Source organism: Desulfocurvibacter africanus subsp. africanus DSM 2603 (genome assembly GCF_000422545.1).
GTDB classification, from domain to species: Bacteria; Desulfobacterota; Desulfovibrionia; order Desulfovibrionales; family Desulfovibrionaceae; genus Desulfocurvibacter; species Desulfocurvibacter africanus.
Window position 1 is genome coordinate 12,631 of record NZ_AULZ01000030.1, and the last position, 17,237, is coordinate 29,867.

15 protein-coding genes and 1 tRNA gene are annotated in these 17,237 nt (G+C 61.7%); 3 read left to right on the forward strand and 13 right to left on the reverse strand.

The genetic code is table 11. The annotated features are described in order from the left end of the window. Positions 1-517 precede the first annotated feature (517 nt). The 7 genes from pheT to H585_RS0116585 form a co-directional block, all read right to left on the reverse strand. Entirely contained in the window at positions 518-2,938 is a 2,421-nt protein-coding gene (gene pheT / locus H585_RS0116555) for a phenylalanine--tRNA ligase subunit beta (protein ID WP_027368640.1), read from the reverse strand. Between the two features lie 301 nt (positions 2,939-3,239). Further along, a complete protein-coding gene (pheS, locus tag H585_RS0116560; protein WP_027368641.1) occupies positions 3,240-4,292 on the reverse strand; it encodes a phenylalanine--tRNA ligase subunit alpha in 1,053 nt (350 codons plus the stop codon). 1 nt (position 4,293) lies between these two features. After that, the gene (gene rplT, locus H585_RS0116565) at positions 4,294-4,647 is read right to left on the reverse strand and encodes a 50S ribosomal protein L20 (protein WP_005986231.1); all 354 of its coding nucleotides are present in this window, start codon (positions 4,645-4,647) and stop codon (positions 4,294-4,296) included. Between the two features lie 131 nt (positions 4,648-4,778). Next, on the reverse strand, positions 4,779-4,976 hold the full coding sequence (rpmI, locus tag H585_RS0116570) for a 50S ribosomal protein L35 (RefSeq protein WP_005986234.1): 198 nt from the start codon (positions 4,974-4,976) through the stop codon (positions 4,779-4,781). Between the two features lie 87 nt (positions 4,977-5,063). After that, entirely contained in the window at positions 5,064-5,591 is a 528-nt protein-coding gene (infC, locus tag H585_RS0116575) for a translation initiation factor IF-3 (RefSeq protein ID WP_005986236.1), read from the reverse strand. Beyond that, positions 5,557-7,524: a threonine--tRNA ligase gene (gene thrS / locus H585_RS0116580; RefSeq protein ID WP_027368642.1), complete on the reverse strand. Its 1,968-nt coding sequence runs from the start codon at positions 7,522-7,524 to the stop codon at positions 5,557-5,559. Before thrS ends, infC begins: the two co-directional genes overlap by 35 nt. A gap of 67 nt (positions 7,525-7,591) precedes the next feature. After that, positions 7,592-7,666 (reverse strand) — tRNA-Val (locus H585_RS0116585). Positions 7,667-8,228: 562 nt separating this feature from the next. Between H585_RS0116585 and H585_RS0116590 the strand changes: the two genes are divergently transcribed. Continuing rightward, positions 8,229-9,062, forward strand: a complete 834-nt coding sequence (locus H585_RS0116590; protein ID WP_027368643.1) for a hypothetical protein — start codon at positions 8,229-8,231, stop codon at positions 9,060-9,062. 310 nt (positions 9,063-9,372) lie between these two features. Continuing rightward, complete coding sequence (locus H585_RS0116595) at positions 9,373-9,885, forward strand: hypothetical protein (protein ID WP_027368644.1); 513 nt, start codon at positions 9,373-9,375, stop codon at positions 9,883-9,885. Positions 9,886-10,010: 125 nt separating this feature from the next. Here the strand turns inward: H585_RS0116595 and H585_RS0116600 are convergent, their stop codons facing one another. From H585_RS0116600 to ade, 6 genes are all read right to left on the reverse strand, one after another. Continuing rightward, positions 10,011-10,481, reverse strand: a complete 471-nt coding sequence (locus H585_RS0116600) for a hypothetical protein (RefSeq protein WP_027368645.1) — start codon at positions 10,479-10,481, stop codon at positions 10,011-10,013. Between the two features lie 189 nt (positions 10,482-10,670). Continuing rightward, positions 10,671-11,084: a glycine zipper family protein gene (locus tag H585_RS0116605; RefSeq protein WP_027368646.1), complete on the reverse strand. Its 414-nt coding sequence runs from the start codon at positions 11,082-11,084 to the stop codon at positions 10,671-10,673. Positions 11,085-11,228: 144 nt separating this feature from the next. Then, positions 11,229-11,702 carry a glycine zipper domain-containing protein gene (locus H585_RS0116610; protein ID WP_034628346.1) on the reverse strand — a complete coding sequence of 158 codons (474 nt, stop codon included), beginning with the start codon at positions 11,700-11,702 and terminating at the stop codon, positions 11,229-11,231. A gap of 366 nt (positions 11,703-12,068) precedes the next feature. After that, entirely contained in the window at positions 12,069-12,416 is a 348-nt protein-coding gene (locus tag H585_RS0116615; protein ID WP_027368648.1) for a hypothetical protein, read from the reverse strand. A gap of 94 nt (positions 12,417-12,510) precedes the next feature. Further along, the gene (locus H585_RS0116620; RefSeq protein WP_005986252.1) at positions 12,511-12,999 is read right to left on the reverse strand and encodes a chemotaxis protein CheX; all 489 of its coding nucleotides are present in this window, start codon (positions 12,997-12,999) and stop codon (positions 12,511-12,513) included. Between the two features lie 171 nt (positions 13,000-13,170). Beyond that, positions 13,171-14,886 (reverse strand): adenine deaminase, encoded by a 1,716-nt coding sequence (ade, locus tag H585_RS0116625; protein ID WP_027368649.1) that lies wholly within the window; start codon positions 14,884-14,886, stop codon positions 13,171-13,173. A gap of 249 nt (positions 14,887-15,135) precedes the next feature. Between ade and H585_RS0116630 the strand changes: the two genes are divergently transcribed. Beyond that, complete coding sequence (locus H585_RS0116630; protein WP_027368650.1) at positions 15,136-17,229, forward strand: acetate--CoA ligase family protein; 2,094 nt, start codon at positions 15,136-15,138, stop codon at positions 17,227-17,229. The last annotated feature ends 8 nt before the right edge of the window (positions 17,230-17,237 follow it).

Here is a 17,237-nt window from a genome sequence, read left to right on the forward strand (position 1 = left end):
GATTGATGCCTACGAGGGAGGATCGGGAAGACCTTTTGTCGGATTAGGCAGGCCGTAGGGTATCTCTGAAGAGAAGCATATCGGTGTCTACTGGCAATAGATTAGGCGTATGAAATGTGTCCATAATGTCACAGATTTGTTGCAAGGCAGCCCCGCTTGGAATGCTTGCCGAACACATGCGGGGGCGGAAGACCGCTGCTTGCGGGCAGGATAAGGCCGAAAAGAGCGCCGCTCGAATTCGAGCGGTGCTCTGAGTCCATAAATAATCTAGAGCAGATTGCTTTTAAGACGACCGCTCCGGCGTTGACGGCGCAAGTGAATTGCGCCTACGCCTACGCGGCGGCAAGCCATGCTGACGCATGGCTTGCAAAGCATTTTCAAAAGCAAAATGCTCTAGGGCCTGTTAACGCTATATAAGAACAAAAGTTATTATAGCGGCTTACGTTTGAAGCAATTTCTCTGGGCCCTTATCTTCATTCATAAACTGCTTTAGTGTGAACAGGCCCTAAACTAGGCCCTAAGCGGCCTGGAATTTCACGGGGCAGGCGCTCGTGACGTGCTTGCCAACGCCGGCATGAGCCTTGTCCACGTCCTGGTCCGTGAGCGTGCGCTCGGCGGCGCGATAGGTCAGGCGGAAGGTCAGGTTTCGCTCGCTGGCGTCCTTGGGCTTGTACTCGTCCACCAGCTCCACGTCTTCCAGGAGCTTCTGGCCCGAGGCGCGCAGCGCGGACATGATGCCCGACACCGGGAAGCCCAGCGGGGCCACCAAGGTCATGTCGCGCCAGGAGGCCGGGAACTTGGGCAACTGATGGAAGCAGGGCACGAGGTCCGCGCTCAGGCTCCAGATGGCCTCCAGGTCCAATTCGGCCATCCAGACGGCGTGGCGGGCCTTGTAATCCTCGGCAACGGCGGGCTTTAGCTTGCCCATGACGCCGATGTCCCGGCCCTGCACGGTTATGGCCACGCACGGCTCAAGCCAGGCATGCGTCTGGCCGAGCGCCACCTCGGGCGCAGGCAGGCCCAGGAAAGCCAGCAGGTGTTCGACTATGCCCTTGATGTCGGGATAGTCGAACTGCGCGTCGCGCGGCCAGGGAAAGCTGGGGAAGCGTCGGCCGTGCAGCAGCACGCCCAGGCGCAACCGCTCGCAGGCCGAGGTCTCGCTCGTTTCGTCGTGGAGGAAGACCCGCGCGGCCTCGAACAGACGCAGCCCCTCGTCGCCTTGGCCCACGTTCGTGCGCAGGTTCTGGAGCAGGCCCGGCGCAACGGTCGTGCGCATGACGTTCTGCTCCTCGGTGAGCGGGTTGGCCACGTCGATGCGACCTTGCTTGGGCAGGCCCAGCAGATCCAGATCCTTGTGGCCTACAAAGCTGTAATTGATGGCCTCGCGCAGGCCCACGCCCTGGCCCCATTTCTTGATGCGCGTCAGGAAGGCGAATTCGCCGGTGCGCACGGACAGGGTCTCGGCGGGCGCCTCGGAAAGCGACTTTTTCACGTGCGGCAGCACGGCCGGGATGCGGTCCAGACCGTACACGCGGCCGACCTCCTCGATGAGATCCACCTCGCGCTCCAGGTCGGACCTGTGCGAGGGCGACTCAACCTGCCAAGCCGCGCCCTTGGTCTCGACGGCGCAGCCAAGGCCGGTCAGGGTCTTGCGACAGAACTCGGACGAAAGCTCCACGCCCAGCAGGTCGGCGGCGCGCGACAGCCGGAACGTGTGCACGCGCTTTTGCCAGGGCTTGGGCTCTGCCTTGGCCATGCCCGCCAACACGCGGCCGCCGGTCAGCTCGGCGATGAGCGCGCTCACGCGGTCGCAGGCAAAGGGGGAAAGCTTCTGGTCCAAGCCGCGTTCCATGCGGTACGCTGCTTCGCTGGGCAGGCTCAGGCGGCGCGCGGTTTTGCGCACGGTCCCGGGCCGGAAGACCGCGGCTTCCAGGAGCACGTTGCTGCTCTCGGCGTGGATCTCGGTTTCCGAGCCGCCCATGACGCCGGCCAGGGCCACGGGGCGCTCGGCGTCCCAGATGAGCAGGTCGTCGGCCGTGAGCTTGCGCTGCTGGCCGTCGAGCGTGGTCAGGGTCGAGCCGTCGACTGCGCGCTTGACTTGGATGACGCCGCCCTTGAGGAGGTCCTCGTCGAAGGCGTGCGTGGGCTGGCCGAGCTCGAGCATGACGTAGTTCGTGGCGTCCACCACGTTGTTGATGGGCCTAAGCCCCATGGCGATGAGCCGGTACTTGAGCCAGTCCGGGCTCTGCCCCAGCGTGCAGCCGCGGATGACGCGCGCTTGGTACAGCGGGCACAACTCGCCCTCGGGGATGTCGATGCGCCAGAAGCTATCGGCGCGCTCGCTCATGTCCTCGTTGAGCCGGACTTCCGGCAGCTTAAGCGGCAGGCCGTAGGCCATGGCCACCTCGCGGGCCAGGCCCAGGATGCTCAGGCAGTCACCGCGGTTGGGCGTGAGGTCCACGTTGATGACCGCGCTGTCGAGCTCCAGGGACTCGCAGAAAAGCACTCCCGGCTTGCTGGTGTCGGGCAGGACCATGATGCCCTTGTGCTCCTCGGTCAGGGCCAGTTCGCGCTCGGAGCAGATCATGCCCATGGACTGCACGCCGCGCAGCTTGGCTTTGCCGATCTTGAGGCCGCCCGGGAGCGTCGTGCCCACCATGGCCACGGGGACCTTCTGGCCGGCCGCCACATTGGGCGCGCCGCACACGATAGTCAGCAGCTCGGGGCCGCCGACATCGACCTTGCACACGGACAGTTTGTCGGCCTCGGGATGCTTCTCGCGCTCCAAGACATGGCCCACGACCACGCCGCGTATCTCGGCGAACGGATCGTAGACTTCGTCCACCTCAAGGCCGAGCATGGTCAGCCGGTCGGCCAACTCCTGGGCCGTGCCTTCGTACGGCGTGAACTCGCGCAACCAATCGAGGCTCAACAGCATGGGAATCCTCCGGAGAAAAGAGTGGGAGGGGAATCGGGGGAGGGGGACCCCTTTGAAAAGGGCTTCCCCTTCCCCCGAACCCCCAACCCTCCTAAACTATTTATGTCGCGAAAGCCGATAACGGCGTTCGCGATGCACTTTTCGACCTCACGGTTTGCGCGATAGACGCTGGCCGTGGATCGGGCTTGGGCCGCAACGCGGGGGGCCGGGAGGGAATGATTTCCCCCGGACGGGGCGAGAGTCCGGGAGAGGGGCAGTCACCCCCTCTCCTGGCGGGGTGCGGGGCGGCGCCCTGCGTTGCCTAAAAAAACTGCCCGAGGAAGCGGACGTCGTTCTCGAAGAACATGCGCAGGTCCGTGACCCCGTACTTGAGCATGGCCACGCGCTCTATGCCTAGGCCGAAGGCGAAGCCCGTGTACTCTTCCGGGTCGATGCCGGCGGAGGCGAAGACGTTGGGATCGACCATGCCGCAGCCCAGGATCTCGATCCAGCCGGTGGTCTTGCACACGCGGCAGGCTTCGCTCGCGCAGGAGCCCGTGCCCTTGCACATGAAGCAGGAGATATCCACCTCGGCGCTGGGCTCGGTGAAGGGGAAGAAGCTCGGCCGGAAGCGCACGCGCGTATCGGGCCCGAACACGCGGCGCACGAAGGCCGTCAGCGTGCCGCGCAGGTCGGCCATGGACACCTTGCGGTCCACGAGCAGCCCTTCGATCTGGTGGAACATGGGCGTGTGCGTCAGGTCCGAGTCGCGGCGGTAGACCTTGCCCGGCGCGATGACTGCCATGGGCGGCTTGCGCGTGAGCATGGAGCGCACCTGCAGGGGCGAGGTGTGCGTGCGCAACAGGACTTTGTCCCGGATGTACAGGGTGTCCTGCATGTCGCGGGCAGGGTGCTCGTCGGGAAAGTTCAGGGACGAGAAATTGTAGAAGTCCGTCTCGATCTCCGGGCCCATGACCACGTCGTAGCCCAGGGCCTGCAGGGTCTCGCAGACTTCCTGCATGACCAGCGTGATGGGGTGCAGAGAGCCCAGCCAGGGCGCGCGGCCCGGCACGCTCGGGTCGAAGGCGGCCAGCTCGGCCTGGGCCTGAGCCTGCTCAAGAGCGGTTTGCCGCTCGGAGAGCAGAGTGGTCAGGCGCTCCTTGACCGTGTTGGCGGTCTTGCCAGCGAGGGGACGCTCCTGCGGCGAGAGGCCGGCCATGGCCGACATGGCCTGGGCCAGGCGGCCCTTGCGGCCCAGGTATTCGACGCGTGCCGATTCCAGGTCTTGAAGCGAGGAAACCTGGCCCAGGGCGCTTTCACACGCCTGGACCAGGTTCTCCAGATCTTGGATCAGCGATTTCGAATCGCCGGACATTCTACGCGACCTTTGATTTGGCCAGTTCGACGAGCTTGGCGAAGCTGTCCTTCTCGCGCACGGCCATTTCGGCCAGCATCTTGCGGTTGATGCTGATTCCGGCCTGGGTCAGGCCGTTGATGAAGCGGCTGTAGGACAGGCCGTACTGGCGGGCTCCGGCGCCAATGCGCTGGATCCACAGCCTGCGGAACTCGCGCTTCTTCTGCTTGCGGTCGCGGAAAGCATAGGCCAAGGCGCGCTCGACGGACTCGCGCGCTACGCGATAAAGGCGATGGCGCGCGCCGCGGTGGCCTTTGGCAAGCTTCAAATATTTTTTGTGACGGCGATGTGAGGCGAGGCCTCTCTTGACACGCATTTTCGTTCCTCCTCAGGTTGGCCGTGAGCCTGAGCGTTTCTCATACCTTACGCATGGACGCCCGGCCTTGGGCAGCGTGCTTCGTGATCTCGAAGATCGACTAAGCGGTTTGGGTGTGTCCTGCTGGCGGCTTACAGGTAAGGCAGGAGCATGCGCACCTGACCCTCGTTGGCCTTGTCCACCAGGGCGGAGCCGCGCAGCTGACGCTTACGCTTGGGGCTCTTCTTGGTCAGAATGTGCCGCTTGTTCTGCTGGCGGCGCTTGATCTTGCCGGAGCCGGTCTTGGAAAAACGCTTGGCCGCGCTCCGGTTGGTCTTCATCTTGGGCATGACGTCCTCCTCGAGAGTATCTGAAATGCATGCTCCGAGCGCGTGGGATATTCCCGCGCCCAGTGCTTGGCGTCCGAACGAATCTCTTTATGCTTTCTTGACCAGGGGCACAAGCATCATGTTCATGGTGCGGCCCTCGAACTGAGGTTCCTGCTCCACCTTGGCGATGTCTTTGAGATCCTCGGCGACACGCTTGAGGATGACCAGGCCCCGGTCCTTGTGCACGATCTCTCGTCCGCGGAAGAAGATGACCGCCTTGCAACGGTCGCCGTCTTCGATGAAGCGCCGTATGTGCTTCACCTTTGTCTGGTAATCATGCTCGTCGGTCTTGGGCCGGAACTTGATCTCTTTGATCTGGACCTGGCTGGACTTTTTCCGAGCGCCTTGCGTCTTCTTCTGCTGCTCGTACTTGTACTTGCCATAATCCATGATCCGGCAAACTGGCGGCTCGGAGTTGGGAGCAACCTCCACCAGATCAAGTCCCTGTTCTTGGGCCGTACGCAGGGCGTCCAGCGTGGCCATGACCCCGAGTTGACTGCCGTCGTCAGCAATGACTCGAACGTCGCGCGCGCGAATCTGTCTATTGACCCGAGTCTGTTGCTGCTGCTGCTGCATAGGTGAAGCTATAGCGCATTCCTCCGCGTTTGAAAGGTTCCATTCCCTCGTCGTGTATCATCGCGGCGACCTCGGCGGGAGTCTTGACCCCCAGGTTCTCACCGGAGCGGGTCCGCACGTTGACCACTCCAGCCTCGACTTCCTTGTCGCCGACCACGAGCATGTAAGGTATCTTTTCCAACTGGGCTTCGCGGACCTTGTAGCCCAGCTTCTCATTGCGTAAGTCCGCCTCGGCCCGGATGCCTTGCTCGCGCAGTGCGTCCAATACCTTGGAGGTATACTCGGCCTGCGCGTCCGTAACGTTCAGTATCCTGACTTGCTCCGGAGCCAGCCAGACCGGGAATGCCCCCGCGAAGTGCTCGGTGAGCACGCCGATGAACCGTTCCAGGGATCCCAGGATAACTCGGTGCACCATCACTGGGCGATGGCGCTCGCCGTCCTGGCCGACGTAGGCGAGGTCGAAGCGCTCGGGCAGGGTGAAATCACACTGAATTGTCGCGCACTGCCAGCGTCGATCTAAAGCATCTTTTATAACGATGTCAATCTTTGGGCCGTAGAATGCGCCATCGCCTTCGTTGATGCCATATTTGAGACCCGCTTTGTCCAGGGCTTTCATCAGCGCATTGGTCGCGCGCTCCCAGTCTGCGTCCGAGCCGATGGACTTTTCGGGTCTGGTGCTGATCTCGGCCTCGAAGTTGAAGCCGAAGATGCCCATGACGTCGCGTACGAAATGCACCACGCCGATGATCTCATCTTCCAACTGATCAGGCCGGCAGATGATGTGCGCGTCGTCCTGCGTGAACTGGCGCACGCGCAACAGTCCGTGCAGCACGCCGGACTTCTCGTGGCGATGCACCACGCCCAGTTCGAACAGGCGCAGGGGCAGGTCACGGTAGCTGCGGACCTTGGACTTGTAGATGAGCATGTGCGACAGGCAGTTCATGGGCTTGACGCCGTAGGCCTGCTCGTCGATCTCCGTGAAGTACATGTTCTGGCGGTAGTGCTCGTAGTGTCCCGAGCGCTCCCACAACTCGCGCTTGAGCAACTGCGGTCCCTGCACGATGTGGTAGCCGCGGCGCAGGTGCTCCTTGCGCTCGAAATCCTCTATGATGGTGCGGATGAGCGCGCCCTTGGGGTGCCAGATGACCATGCCTGCGCCGGCCTCGTCGCAGAAGCTGAACAGGTCCAGCTGCGTGCCGAGCTTGCGGTGGTCGCGCTTCTTGGCTTCCTCGATGCGCTCCAGGTGCTTCTTGAGGTCCTTGGGGCTGGCGAAGGCCGTGCCGTAGATGCGCTGGAGCTGCTGGCGCTTCTCGTCGCCGCGCCAGTACGCGCCGGCCACGCTCATGAGCTTGAAGGCCTTGATGCGCCCGCTGGAGGGCACGTGAGGGCCGCGGCACAGGTCCACGAACGTGCCGTTGGTGTAGAGGGACACGGTTTCCGCGCCCAGGTCCTCGATGATCTCAATCTTGTAGGGTTCGCCCATGGACTCGAACAGGTCCTTGGCCTCGTCGGCGGGCAGCACGCGGCACTCGAAGGGCTCGTCCTTGCCGGCCAGGCGCAGCATCTCCTGCTCGATCTTCTCCAGGTCCTCGGGCGTGAAGGTGCGCTCGAACTCGAAGTCGTAGTAGAAGCCGCTCGCGATGGCCGGACCGATGGTCACCTTGGCCGTGGGGAACAGCTTCTTGACCGCCTCGGCCATGAGGTGCGCGGCCGAGTGGCGGATGATGTCCAGGCCTTCCGGCGAGTCCTCGAAGACCGGCTCCAGGGCTGCGCAGTCAGTGGGCACGGTTCGGGAAAGGTCCAGAGTCTGGCCGTTGCACTTGGCCGCCAGAACTTCCTTGAGCTTCTTTTTGCTCACAACCTGGGAAAGCGCCTCTCCGACGCTCACCCCGGACTGAACCTCGATCTGCTGACCAGCTATCTCGATCTGCACAGCAAACGCCCCCTTACGGCAAATAAAAAACAAGGGAGGCCCTCAAGCCTCCCTTCACTGAAAAATATGGTAGGCACGAGGAGATTTGAACTCCTGACCCCTTGCGTGTCAAGCAAGTGCTCTCCCCCTGAGCTACGCGCCTTCATCAGCTCAATGCAGACGCGTTGTTTATATCCCAGCCGTTGGCCTGTCAAGGGCAAACCCAATTTTCAGTAAATATCACGACCAGCCCGAATGTCCATATGGAAAGGGATGACGGAGGTATGGGCGAAGGGCGGCGTTTCTGATATACTTTGTAAAAATAGAAGGGGTCGCCATGGGGATGGCGGGACGTGGCAATAGCGAACGCGGAAAAGCCGGTTCAATTCATGCCTATTTGTCGCGGTAGTGGCCTGAAGGGTGCGGAGCGCACAGCGCCGAGTTCATTGGTGGCTGCTTCGCGCATGCTTGGGCATCGCATCCTGGCTAAGATGGAAAGATGTCTGCGTCATTCGCAGGTTGCTTTGCAGGTTGTTTGAGATATTTGTGTCTCTTTGCGCATTGAGCCAGTTTTTGTGCCTGTGCTAGCCTAAATAGTAAAGGGTGTGATGCGCCCTGTGAGGATAGGCGTTTTTGAGCGCTTTATCCTTTTTTGTAATTAAGCTATGTAAATGCTTGGATTTTTTGTATGGGCTTGCTGCTTGGGATATGTGGAGGTGGGGGGCATGAGGTTGTTTGTTGCGGTGGCGCTTGGCTTGCTTCTGTTTTGTGGCTCTGGATGCAGCTATGAAAAAATACTCAATGAATTTGTATCAAATGAAGAATTAGCATTCTCCGAACATTATTTTGAGATGTTTAGGGAAAAGAACTTCGAAGAAATAGTAAAGCCCCTAAATCCAAATCTATTAGTTGAGGATCTCCATTCGCAGCTTGCACAAATGGCCCAGTTCTTTCCTACGGATGAACCGATGAAAGTCGAGGTGGTCGATTGGGCTATAACATATAAAGATGGTAATAAGCAGGTTGGCATTACGTTACAGTATGAGTTTAAAACGTCATGGTTATTGGCTAATATAAATTTCGAGAGAGCTAAAGATGACAGTTTTATTGTAAATGGTGTCCATGTTAGGCCTGCCCAGGGTTCTCTTGCAGAAATTTACAAAACTAAAGTGTATCAAAATAATTCAATATACTATGCACTCCTACCTATTTATGTTGCCATCCCAGTTTTTATTATAGTTACGGTTATCTGCTGCCTTCGTGCGCCAATCAAAAAAAGGAAATGGCTTTGGGCTATCTTTGTCCTATTGGGCTTTGGGCAAGTATCGATAAATCTGCATTCTGGTTTGGTGAATATAAATCCCTTAAGCGTCTATCTCTTTGGTGTAGGGTTCATGTCCCCCACAAAATATGGTCCTTGGATTCTAATTATGACTATACCGCTGGGCGCAATCATGTTCTGGGTTAGGAGAGCAGCATTGATTAAAAGGAATGATCCCAGAGTTGGTAAGTTGCCTGAAGAAGCAGATTCTCAGGACAGGACAGGTCTCACGGAATAGCTCATTGTCAAAACGTAGCCTATTGAAATGCGTGAGATTGGATGAGCTCTAGGGCCGTTCACCAATGTCGCCTTGCTCTCAGATCGCATGAGCGTTGCGACAAGTCTCTCCTCTATCCCCCGGCAGGCTAACCTAAACGCGGACAGTGACAACTTGCCTGTGAACCAACTCCGACATTGTCTTTGGGCCTTTAACTGTTATTAGTAATTAATGATGAGCGACTTGCGCCAATCGGCTGATCCTCATCATCTTAAATTGTGGCTAGAGGAGCCATTCTTCCATAAATCCTGAGCTGGGCAAAGGAGATGCGGTGGCGACGCTGATAATTAATGATGCCATTGGCCAGATTCTGGCCGTGCTCCGGGAGGCTTTCGAAGGGGTCGAGCATTGGAGCTACTTCCTCGACCACGGCCCGCAATTCGGCCTGCTGGGTACGCTGCGTGGGCTCGATGCGGCCACGGCCTCCCGCTTGAGCGGCGGTAAGTCGAATATCTATGGAGCCACGGCCAGCGGTCCTGTGCAAGCCTCCATCGCCTCCCATGCCTTTCATGTGGCTGTCGGCCTTGAGATCGCCGCCGCCTGGGTCAGGAAGAAGGAACAGAACGATCAGGAGTGGGATAAGAGTTGGGCTGTCTCAGCCGCGGACGATGCGGAATGGGCTGCGTTGCTGAAACGGTTGGAACAGGCCTACGCCGACATGAAAGTCGCCATCGAACAGCATGGCGTGGACAGCATCGAATCCTTCGGTGGCGGAATGGGGGCCGTCGTCCATGCGGCGTATCATTTGGGCAGGATACAGGAGAAGTTGGATGGGATGGGGTAGCGATAAGAGCGAGTGTTAACTGATACGTTTGCGCTCAATAGTAATTGCGAAACAAACCCAATTGACCACTTAGCCCTACAGCCCATGGCTTCCCGGCATTTCGCCTTCAGCGGCTTTCCGCCCCTTCACTCCGGTAACGGCACATCGAGGATGCGCTTGGGCAACTCCTTTTCGGCCTGCCCCCGCAGCGCCATGGCTTCCTGCTCGGGCAGGCCCGCGCCCAACCTCTCCAGCCGGGCCGGACCTTCCCTTTGGCAATAAGCCGGGCCGATGACGTAGCTCAAGGGTCTGGTGCGCCTGGTGCGCTCGGTGGCCGCCAGGTAGCAGCTCACGCGCAGGGCTGCGTAGGCGTCCGCGTAAGCCGGACGGATGCGGCCCTGTTCTTCGTTGCAGAGGGAGCGGAAATAATAGGACCGGGCCAACTCATGGTCGCTGCCAGGGTGCTCCATGGCTTGCGTGTATTCCTGCACTGCCTCGTCGCAACGGCCAGCCTGCCTGTGCTCCTCGGCTGCCTCGTAGGAGTTCATGCCTGCGCAAGCCATGGCGCCCATGGCGTAAAGCGCGGCGGTCAGTATGCATGTGGTGGATTTGCGCATGGTCCGTGTTCTCCTGTCGTCACGCTCCCGGCTGCAGCCGAAGGGCCATGCTATACCACTTAGGCCAGATGGCGGCCTGCCGCAATGATGAACAAGGGTCTTATCTCGAAGGGGTCCAACCCGGTGAGCGTCGGGCGATAAACTGCCCGCGTGGATCGTTACGGCTGTCGGCGGGCGCGTTGTCCGCGCCTACTTCCAGCCCATGGGCTCGTAGCCCTTCTCGCGCAGGCAGCGGTCCACGTAGTTGCGATAGACCGGGTCCGGCCCCCGGTCGAACATTCCGCTGAACAGCCCGCCCACGGCGCCGGCGGCAGCTCCGGCGGCGGCTCCTCGGCCAGGGCTGCCGAAGATGGCCCCGCCCGCCGCGCCGCCAGCGGCGCCGACGCCCGCGCCGACAGCCGTGCGCTTGGCTGTGTCGCCCGCCTCGCTTTCCTTGCCGGCGTACCGCTCGGCAAGCTGTGAGCATTCATCGATATCGGCTTGGGCCTGCTGTTGACCAACGGACTGGAGCTTCGTGTTGGGATAGAGCTGCGGCTTTTTGGAACCGCAGGCAGTGATGGCAAGGGCCGCGATCAACAAAATTGCTAGGGTGCGAAAGGGCATGACGGCTTCTCCCTTCTGGGGCTGTCCTGGCCGCGCCGGGCGGCATGCCCGAACGGCCAGGAGGTCCACGAAAGTCTGTAGACCGGCCCAGACTTCCTGGCAACCCGAAACAGGCTTGACTGAGAAGCTCTTGCCTTTGCGGCCCTAACCGTCCACCAGCCTCCAGGCTCCATTCTCGTCGCGGCAGGCCCTGGCCATGACCGGCTCGCCCGAGCCGTCCGCTGGCTGGATGCGCACGTCGCGGCAGGGCTGGTCGCCCTGGGTGTAGGTCTTGGTCGGCGTAGCCTGGTATGCGTTGCCCGTATTGGGATTGGTCCAGGTGTCTGTCTGGCCTTCGGGGTTGTTTTCCAGTGTGTCGTAAAGATTGCGCTTGTCGTATTCCTCCCAGCCGCGCCCGGCCAGGTAGCCAAGTCCGGCGCCGATCAGGCCTCCCCACAGCGCGCCCGTTGTGCCGCTGGTGGCCCCGCCGATGACCGCGCCGCCGGCACCGCCCAGCACCGCGCCTTGTTGTCCCTTGGAGCCAGGCAGGTCGCTGCAGGCCATGAGGCTGGAAAGGATTAGAAGCAGGCCCGAGGCCACGAAGCGCCTGAAGCTCCAGCCGGTCGCGAATTTTCGCATGGTGTGCTCCTGTTGCCAAAAGGTGAGCCGGATCGGGGCCTGTGGCCCCGCCAAGACCTCTTGCATCAGGATAATATGTCGCGCGCTTTAGAGGCCATGAGAGATAATGCCCTGTAGCCTTAATCAGGAAGCTGAGCCGCTGAGCGGCAAGGCGAGTCGGGCAAGAGCGAGTCGGAGTTGGAAAGCGGAGCCGCGCGCGTAGGGATGGTCCGGCCACGGCTTGGCTGTTGATTCATACCCGCGAACCGCAAAGAGCGCACAAAACGAAGCAGCGCAGCCTCGGAGAAGACTATGGCTGAAGGGCCTGAGCGAAGTGGGCTCGGGAGAGCGAGGTCCGCTCGGACGGGAGACATCTCCCTGGGGGCGCTAGGCTTTGAACTTGTCGCGCAGGAAGGCCTCGGCCTTGTCCGGGTCCAGGATGTTGGCGTAGGCTGCGGCCATGTCGGGTATGCCGGCGCGGTACTCTTCCTTCTCCTGCTCGCGCACGGCCAGGACATGACGGCCGTTTACGTCTTGGCCCAGGTAGAGGCTGCGGCGCACGACGTTGGTTTCCTCGGTGTAGATCCTCATGCCCGTGGGCGAGAAGAAAGGAGCCGCGAATTCGATTTCATCCTCGCCCCATTGGTAGATGATCTCGTTCGGCTTTTCAGGGAGACAGCCTTGAAATTTGGACTTCCAGGAGCAGCGGTCGAAGAGTTCCTTGAGAGTGGTCATCGGGGTCCCCCAGGGTTAAAGTCCTGAAAAAATGATAGCCTGTACTGAAGCCGGGGGCAAGATCGCGGATGGAAGGAGCGGGCGGTCGTGAATCCTAACGTTTGAAGCTGCTGGCCTCCAGGCAGATCTCGACTACGATCTCGCCCTCGGTCGTATTGAAGGGAATGGCAAGGATGGGACCGGTAGCCTTGTGGTTGATGATGTGCTCCTTGCCGACGACTATTTCGGGGATGGCCGCGTCAAAGTGATGACCCATGTCGGCCAGTACTCGTCGGCCCTGGCCTGAGATGATGTTGGTCATCTCACCCACCAGGTCGCGTACGTCGGTGTCGATTTCTTGCTTGGGCGCGCCCATCAGGCCTTGCACAGCGGCCAAGGCCACACTTTCGCTCAGGGTCAGGGCGATGGAGCCCTTGAGCTTGCCCTTGATTGCGATGATGCCGGAAATGTCGCCGCGCGGAGCGCCCTTTTCCTTAACAAAAGGCTTGCCAGGCGTAAGGTTCATATTCGCCAGCTTTAGGAACGTGTCCATGACCGCTTGGAGGAACGGGTTAATAAAGTTCACATCATAGCGGATGGCCATTACCTATCCTGCCGCATCGCGGAGTCGATCACTGCGATTTATCTTTTGCGTTTTCAGAAATCTACGCGAACGGAAAGTGGTTAGCAACGCCTATACCATTGCATCGACGGCAAACGTAACGCCGAAAGAAGATGTGAAAAATCATTGACCAACGAAAAGGAGATGGGCGTGCTATTCTTCCCACAGGGAACTATATTCGAATCGAGCCACATCCACCAGACCCTTGTCCGTGAGTTTCAAGGTTGGGATGACCGGCAGCGCGAGAAAGCTCAGGGCTGCAAATGGATTTGCCAAGCCCATGCCAAGTTCGGCCAGGGCACGGTTGACCTCCGCTTCGCCGGCAGCCACCTCGGCCGCGGGCGCATCGCTCATGAGTCCGGCCACGGGCAATGCCAGCTTGGCCAGGATTCGGCCCTGAAAGGCCACTGCCAGGCCGCCGCCCATGCGCTGAACCTCACGCGCGGCCGTGAGCATGTCCGCATCGCTTGCGCCGGCCACGATGAGGTTATGCGAATCATGGGCCACGCTGCAGGCCATGGCCCCGCGCTTTAGTCCCAGCCCGGTGACGAAGCCCAGTCCCACGTTGCCGGTGGCGCGGTGGCGCTCAAAGACAGCCAGCTTGGCCAGGTCGCGTTGCGGATCGGCCAGGGCTTGGCCATCCTCCAGGCGCGGCTCCATGAGCAGGTGTTGCGTCACGATCTGGCCGGGCTGTACGCCGATGACCCGCAGGCGGCCACGGCCCGCGGGGATGCGCAGAGAGATTTTATCCAAATCTTTGACGCGCATGGAATTGCCCGGCGCGGCCAAGCGCGAGGAGAAGTCCAAGTCGAGCACGTCCCGGCCGCCCAGGTAGCAGGCCCGGATGCGGAAGGACTCCAAATCGTCCAGCAGCATGAAGTCGGCGCGAAAGCCGGGAGCCACCGCGCCGTGGCCAGCCAACCTGTCCAGGCCGAAGTAACGCGCGGTATTGATCGTGGCCATCTGCACCGCGCGCATTGGCGGCAAGCCCAGGGACATGGCCCGGCGCAGGGTCGCGTCCAGATGCCCGCGCTTCAGCAGGTCCGAGGCCAGGCGGTCGTCGGAAACGAAGGAAGCCCGCTGGCTGTTGTACTCGTTCACCGCCGGCAGCAGGTCGGCCATGTTGTGTTCCTGGGTGCCCTCGCGCAACATGAGATGCATGCCTTTGCGCAGCTTTTCGAGCGCCTCGTCCGCACTGATGCACTCGTGGTCGCTGGCCGGCCCGGCCAAAACGTAGGCCGACAGGTCGCGGCCCGAGAGCAGCGGGGCGTGGCCGTCGATGACGCGGCCGCGAGCGGTTTCGAGCTTGGCCAGCACAGAGGGGTCGCTCGCTAGCAGGCTGGGGTAGTTCATCATCTCGCCCAGGCCGGGCATGCGCCGGGGGTATTTCTCCAACAGCCTCCGGATATCCCCGGCGTCGAGCTGCGCGCCCGAGGTCTCCAGATGCGTGGCCGGCACGCAGGATGGGGCCATGAAATAAAAGGCCAGCGGCAGGCTCTCGCTCACGTCGAGCATGTACTCGACGCCGGGCGCGCCGAGCACGTTGGCGATTTCGTGCGGATCGCAGACCACGGCCGCCGTGCCGTGGGCTGCGGCGGCCTCGGCAAAGCGCGGCGGGGTCAGCAGGCTGGACTCGATATGGATATGACCGTCCAGCAATCCCGGGCAGCAGAATCGGCCTCGCGCGTCCAGGACTTCCCGGGCTTCGATCTCCTCGAAGCCGACCACCAGGCCGTCCGCCACGGCCACGTGGGCCGGGTGGATCTCTCCCGAGAGTACGTTGACCAAATGCACGTCCCTGACCAGCAGGTCGGCGGGCTCCTGACCACGGGCGATGCGGATGTGTCTGGCGAGTCCTGCGTGCGTCATGCTTTCTCCTGCGGCGTATGCTCCATCACGATTGCGCGGGCGCGATCCGGGCGAGCATAGGGCAGCAGGCGCGCAACCACAATCGGCAAGGCCATGCAGGGGAGAACGGGAGCGGTCCTGGGCTGCCCGACTCACCGGCGTGGTGTACGAAAAGGCTTTCCCACATTCGTCGAGTCATATATTCTGTTCGCAAGGCTGCCTTTTTACAGATATTGCCGCAGATACACCGAGGACAAGGCGAACCGGAGTATGGACCTGCAAGCCCTTTTCTCGCCGCAAAGCGTCGCAGTCATCGGCGCTTCGGCCACTCCCGGCAAGATCGGGCACACGGTGCTCAAGAACATGATCGACGCCGGGTTCCCTGGCCGGCTCATCCCGGTCAACCCCAAGGGCGGGGAGATCGAGGGCCTGCCGGCGGTCACGTCCGTGGCCGAGCTGTCCAGGGGCCTGGACTTGGGGGTCATCTGCATTCCGCGCCAGTTCGTGCTGGACAGCCTGCGCGAGTTGGCGGCCATCGGCGCGCGCGCGGCCATCGTCATCACGGCCGGCTTCAAGGAAGTCGGCCGCTCCGGCTATCACCTGGAGCAGGAGATGGCCGGGATAGCCCGCGAGCACGGCATGGCCCTGCTGGGTCCCAACTGCCTGGGGCTCATCGACACGGCCGCCCGCGTCAACGCCACCTTTGCCACGGGCAAGCCGCAGCCTGGCTCCATCGCCTTCTTTTCCCAGTCCGGGGCCCTGTGCGTGGCCATCCTGGACTGGGCCGCCGGCGCGGGCGTCGGCTTTTCCTCCTTCGTCAGCCTGGGCAACAAGGCCGTGCTGGACGAAGCCGACATGCTCCAGTGGCTGGGCAGGGACGATAAGACGCGGGTCATTCTGGGCTACTTGGAGAACGTGCAGGACGGCCAGACCTTTTTGGCCAGGGCAACCGAGGTCACGCGCAACAAGCCCATAATCATGCTCAAGTCCGGCACAACGGCGGCTGGCGCGCGGGCCGCCTCCAGCCACACGGGCGCCATTGCCGGGTCGGATCAGGCCTATGGCGCGGCATTCCACAAGGCGGGCATCATCCGCGCCGAGCGCGTGTCCGAACTGTTCGACTTGGCGCGCGCCTTCGCCACCCAGCCCCTGCCCAAGGGACCCAATCTGGCCGTCGTGACCAACGCGGGCGGACCGGGCATCCTGGCCGCGGACGCGGCCGAGCGCTCGCGGCTGATCATGGCCAGCCTGTCGCCGTCCACGCTGGACAAGCTCAAGGCATTCCTGCCGGCCTATGCCTCGCTCTACAATCCCATAGATATCATCGGCGACGCCGATGCCGAGCGCTTCCGCAAGACGCTCGCCGCCGTGGCCGCCGACGAGCATGTGCACAGCCTGCTGGTCGTGCTCGCGCCAACGGCCACGGCCGATGTTGAGGCCATCGCCAAAGCCGTGACGCGGATCGCCCGGGAGAGCGGCAAGCCAGTCTTCGGCTGTTTCATGGGCAGCCAGGGCGTCGCGGCGGGTCAAAGCATCCTCATGGATGCCGGCGTGCCGGTCTACCAGTTCCCGGAGCCGGCCATCGCCAGTATCGAGGCCCTGGCCCGCTACGCCGAATGGCGGGCCAGCCCCGAGCCCGAAAGGGTCGAAATCACGCGCGATCTGAATGAGGCCCGGCGCATCATAGAGGAAGCCCGGCGCTGGGGCGTGCGCGAGATCGTCGAGTTCCAGGCTCAAGAGCTGCTGCGGGCCTACAATCTGCCCACGCCACAGACGCGCCTGGCGCGCAGCTCCGAGGAGGCGGCCACGGCCGCGGGCGAGATCGGCTATCCCGTGGTGCTCAAGATCGCCTCGGCGCAGATCTCGCACAAAAGCGACGTGGGCGGCGTGGCTGTGGGCCTTAAGAATCTCAAGGAAGTCCTGCACGCATTTACGGACATCACCTCGCGCGCCCAGCGCATGCGGCCCGAGGCCTACATCATGGGCTGTCTGGTGCAGGCCATGGCGCCCAAGGGCTCGCGCGAGGTCATTGTGGGCTTCAAGCGCGACGACCAGTTCGGGCCGCTGGTCATGTTCGGCCTGGGCGGGATCTACGTGGAAGTGCTCAAGGACATCTCCTTCCGCCTGGCGCCGCTCAGCCTGGCCGATGCGCGCGACATGATCCGCGAGGTGCGCTCGTACATGCTGCTCAAGGGTTTTCGCGGCGAGCCGGCCGTGAACTTCCAGGCCTTGGAGCGCATCATCTTGACCATGTCGGCCCTGGCCATGGATTTCCCGGAGATCTACGAAGCCGAGTTCAATCCCGTGCTGGCGGGCGAGCAGGGCGCCATCGTGGCCGATGTGCGCCTGTCCTTGTCGTCCTGATCCGCCAG

Bases quoted from the DNA above. Each gene is read 5' to 3' on its own strand.
- pheT (WP_027368640.1), bottom strand. From the start codon at position 2,938: ATGCTGTTGAGCCTCGATTGGTTGCGCGAGTTCACGCCGTACGAAGGC.
- pheS (WP_027368641.1), bottom strand. From the start codon at position 4,292: ATGTCCGGCGATTCGAAATCGCTGATCCAAGATCTGGAGAACCTGGTC.
- rplT (WP_005986231.1), bottom strand. From the start codon at position 4,647: ATGCGTGTCAAGAGAGGCCTCGCCTCACATCGCCGTCACAAAAAATAT.
- rpmI (WP_005986234.1), bottom strand. From the start codon at position 4,976: ATGCCCAAGATGAAGACCAACCGGAGCGCGGCCAAGCGTTTTTCCAAG.
- infC (WP_005986236.1), bottom strand. From the start codon at position 5,591: ATGCAGCAGCAGCAGCAACAGACTCGGGTCAATAGACAGATTCGCGCG.
- H585_RS0116590 (WP_027368643.1), top strand. From the start codon at position 8,229: ATGAGGTTGTTTGTTGCGGTGGCGCTTGGCTTGCTTCTGTTTTGTGGC.
- H585_RS0116600 (WP_027368645.1), bottom strand. From the start codon at position 10,481: ATGCGCAAATCCACCACATGCATACTGACCGCCGCGCTTTACGCCATG.
- H585_RS0116605 (WP_027368646.1), bottom strand. From the start codon at position 11,084: ATGCCCTTTCGCACCCTAGCAATTTTGTTGATCGCGGCCCTTGCCATC.
- H585_RS0116610 (WP_034628346.1), bottom strand. From the start codon at position 11,702: ATGCGAAAATTCGCGACCGGCTGGAGCTTCAGGCGCTTCGTGGCCTCG.
- H585_RS0116615 (WP_027368648.1), bottom strand. From the start codon at position 12,416: ATGACCACTCTCAAGGAACTCTTCGACCGCTGCTCCTGGAAGTCCAAA.
- H585_RS0116620 (WP_005986252.1), bottom strand. From the start codon at position 12,999: ATGGCCATCCGCTATGATGTGAACTTTATTAACCCGTTCCTCCAAGCG.
- ade (WP_027368649.1), bottom strand. From the start codon at position 14,886: ATGACGCACGCAGGACTCGCCAGACACATCCGCATCGCCCGTGGTCAG.
- H585_RS0116630 (WP_027368650.1), top strand. From the start codon at position 15,136: ATGGACCTGCAAGCCCTTTTCTCGCCGCAAAGCGTCGCAGTCATCGGC.